Source organism: Luteibacter sp., assembly GCF_051958795.1.
Taxonomy (GTDB): Bacteria; Pseudomonadota; Gammaproteobacteria; order Xanthomonadales; family Rhodanobacteraceae; genus Luteibacter.
In genome coordinates, this window is record NZ_JBQCFT010000394.1 from 1 (window position 1) to 2,680 (window position 2,680).

Genomic DNA, 2,680 nt, shown 5'->3' on the forward strand with positions numbered 1-2,680 from the left:
GGGGGGCGGGCGTGCCCCCACCCCCACCCCCCCTCGCCTCCGCCGCCCGCTCCCACACACCGACGCCGCCGGGTTACCCCGGCGGCTTCTTCATGGGCCCGTGCGCCCAGTGCGGGAGCCAGAGAAGCGCTTTGAGTGATATGCGCGGAAAGCGCTCAATCGCGATGCGTTAGTCCCACAGCCGCCCCGGCAGGCGCTGGGTGATCTCCTGCACGACCCATTCATTGCCGTCGGGATCGCTGAACGACAGGAACGAGGCGTAGCTCTTCCGATCCGGATTGGGTCCGTCCACGCGGTTGTGGTTCCCGCCATGGTGGAACAGCCCGTCCGCATCGTGGAAGACCTCGCTGGTCTCGATGCCACGCCGGCGAAGTTCGTCGCGAACGGCCACGACGTCGTGCGCGACCAGGTGCAACCCGCGTGCCGACCCGGGCGCTGCCTCGGTCATCTTGTCGCCGAAGTGCACCGAGCAGGCCGATTGCGGCGGCGTGAACTGGATGACGCGAAAGCCCTTCTCATTGGCAAAGTCGGCATCCAGCCGCCAGCCGAGCCGGCTGTAGAACGCCTTAGACCGGTCGGGATCGGCCACGGGGATGACCACGATCTCGAAGGTGAGCGGGAAGGGGAAGGGGGTGTCAGCGGCCGGCGTGCTGGTCATGGGAGCGGTCCCTTGGGAGCAAAGGTGCACGATCTGCTGCCACGGCACCTTCGTCTTGTCGGCGTTTGCCCCAGCTTCGTCCGGTGGACACCGCTAGATCCCCTAGTCCTGGCACGTGTCCTCCCCGGGCTTCGGCAACCGCTATTCCGTGCGCGTGAAGTAGTGCATCCGCATGGCCGGCTTGCCCTTGTCGTCGTAGAACGAGACGGTTTCGGTCATGGTCTTGCCGTCGGGCGCGACGGCGTAGATGCGCGTGGATGCCGGTACGCCGCCCATGCTCAGGCCCACCACCAGGACGTTGGGTTGCGGGTGCTCCATCGCGGCGGCGTCGGCCTCCGGGCTGCCCACGACCGGCACCGACGTGCCATCCAGCGGGTTGGTGCCCTTGGTGTGCACCTGCTTTCCATCGGCGAAGACGATATCGACGCCCATCGTCAGGCGATTCGTGCCGGCATCAGTGAAGGTAAGCAGCACGCTTTTCGGCCGGGCCTCGGGCGGCATGGGCATGCGCGAGGTGTCGACCGACCAGCGCCCCATGAGCGGAGCGGCAGTCGGCGCGCTGGCCGAGGCGGAGGCCGACAGCGCGAGCGCCGTTGCCAGGGTGGATGCCAGGAAAACGTGCTTCATGCGACCTCCGTCAGTTGACGACCCTTTCGGTGACTGGCCCCTGCGTGGCCAGCGTACTGTCCGGACTGATCATACGACCCTTCAGGCTGTCGAGGCGCAGGCCGTGGGTGCGGCACACATCGATGCCGTTGAGCCGCGAAATGCGCTCGTCGCTGAAGGTCACCTGCATGTCGCGCAGGCACGGGCCGTTCGGCAGCTGGAATGCCGTCGACGTGAGGCCACCGTTCAAGGCGCCGCCGAGATCGACGGGCTGGAATGCGTCGGTGCCGCTCGGGGCCAGGGCGAGGGTCGCGACGCTCGCCGCCGTGGCGTTGACCAGGTTGAAGGGTGCGGCAGTCTGCCGGTCGGCCTCCGCATGCGTCGGGCTGGTGGCGCACGCGGTCGAGGCGAGGGTGGCGAGCATCAGGGCGAGGCAGGGCAGGATCCGTGTCATGGGGCTCTCCGGCGAGTGGGGTAGCCGGTGCGCCAGGAGCGACCAGCGGCACCATCTAGCCGCGGACGGGCACGCGCGGAAAACGGTTTCGGGACGAATCGTCGTAGCGGCATGACCAATGGCAGTGATGCCGCGTTTTGCTTTCCACGCGTGCGCGGTAGTGCCTAAGATGTCGCCGCGACCCACCCCAGGACCCTTCCATGAAAGTCCGCCTCGGCACCATGCAGATCGGCCTGGGCCGTTACTTCGGCATGTGGGGCGTGATCGTCTTGGCGTTCACGTGGCAGACCTACATGCACGGTGAACTCACCGGCCACACTGGGGATGTCGTCGACTACCTGCGCTGGAACATCATCCAGTGGTACACATGGGCGGCCCTCGCTCCGCTGGTATTCAAGCTGGGCGAGCACTACCCGATCGTGGTTCCGCTGCGCCTCGCGGAACTATGGGTACCGCTGTTCGCCAGCATCGGGATGACGGGCCTTGCCCTGCTCATCGGCGCCACGGTGTCGACGCTCTTCGAACCATCGGGGCTCGCGTACCAGTGGCAACAGTTCCTCGGCCAGCATGCAGCGACCGGCTTGCTGACCTGCTGGGGTCTGTTCGGCATTCAGCAGGCCATGCGTTTTCGCGAGGAAAAGACCCAGCGTGAGCTCGAGGCATCGCAGCTCGAATCCCAGCTCGCGGATTCGAGGCTGCAGGTACTCCGGACGCAGCTGCAGCCGCACTTCCTGTTCAATACCATGCACGCGATCGCGACGCTGCTGCATGAGGACGTGACTTCCGCGGAAGACATGCTGCTTCGCCTCAGCGATCTGCTTCGGGCTTTCCTCGAAGAGTGCCAGGGCCAGGAGATCACCCTGCGCCAGGAGCTCGTCCTGCTGGATCTGTATCTCGGCATCCAGCGCACCCGCTTCAAGGATCGCCTGGATACGCGCATCTACATCGCGCCCGATACCCTC

4 protein-coding genes are annotated in these 2,680 nt (G+C 66.3%); 1 reads left to right on the top strand and 3 read right to left on the bottom strand.

Translation table 11 applies throughout. The annotated features are described in order from the left end of the window. Nucleotides 1-169: 169 nt before the first annotated feature. From ACTHLF_RS20555 to ACTHLF_RS20565, 3 genes are all read right to left on the bottom strand, one after another. Nucleotides 170-658: a VOC family protein gene (locus ACTHLF_RS20555; RefSeq protein ID WP_440329987.1), complete on the bottom strand. Its 489-nt coding sequence runs from the start codon at nucleotides 656-658 to the stop codon at nucleotides 170-172. 141 nt (nucleotides 659-799) lie between these two features. After that, on the bottom strand, nucleotides 800-1,285 hold the full coding sequence (locus ACTHLF_RS20560; protein ID WP_440329989.1) for a hypothetical protein: 486 nt from the start codon (nucleotides 1,283-1,285) through the stop codon (nucleotides 800-802). Nucleotides 1,286-1,295: 10 nt separating this feature from the next. Continuing rightward, entirely contained in the window at nucleotides 1,296-1,718 is a 423-nt protein-coding gene (locus ACTHLF_RS20565) for a hypothetical protein (protein WP_440329990.1), read from the bottom strand. A 200-nt stretch (nucleotides 1,719-1,918) separates the two neighbouring features. Between ACTHLF_RS20565 and ACTHLF_RS20570 the strand changes: the two genes are divergently transcribed. After that, nucleotides 1,919-2,680: sensor histidine kinase (locus tag ACTHLF_RS20570; protein ID WP_440329992.1), on the top strand; the 762-nt coding region annotated here is incomplete at its 3' end.

Excerpts from the sequence above, each read along its gene's own strand:
- ACTHLF_RS20565 (WP_440329990.1), bottom strand. The coding sequence starts at position 1,718 with ATGACACGGATCCTGCCCTGCCTCGCCCTGATGCTCGCCACCCTCGCC.
- ACTHLF_RS20555 (WP_440329987.1), bottom strand. The coding sequence starts at position 658 with ATGACCAGCACGCCGGCCGCTGACACCCCCTTCCCCTTCCCGCTCACC.
- ACTHLF_RS20560 (WP_440329989.1), bottom strand. The coding sequence starts at position 1,285 with ATGAAGCACGTTTTCCTGGCATCCACCCTGGCAACGGCGCTCGCGCTG.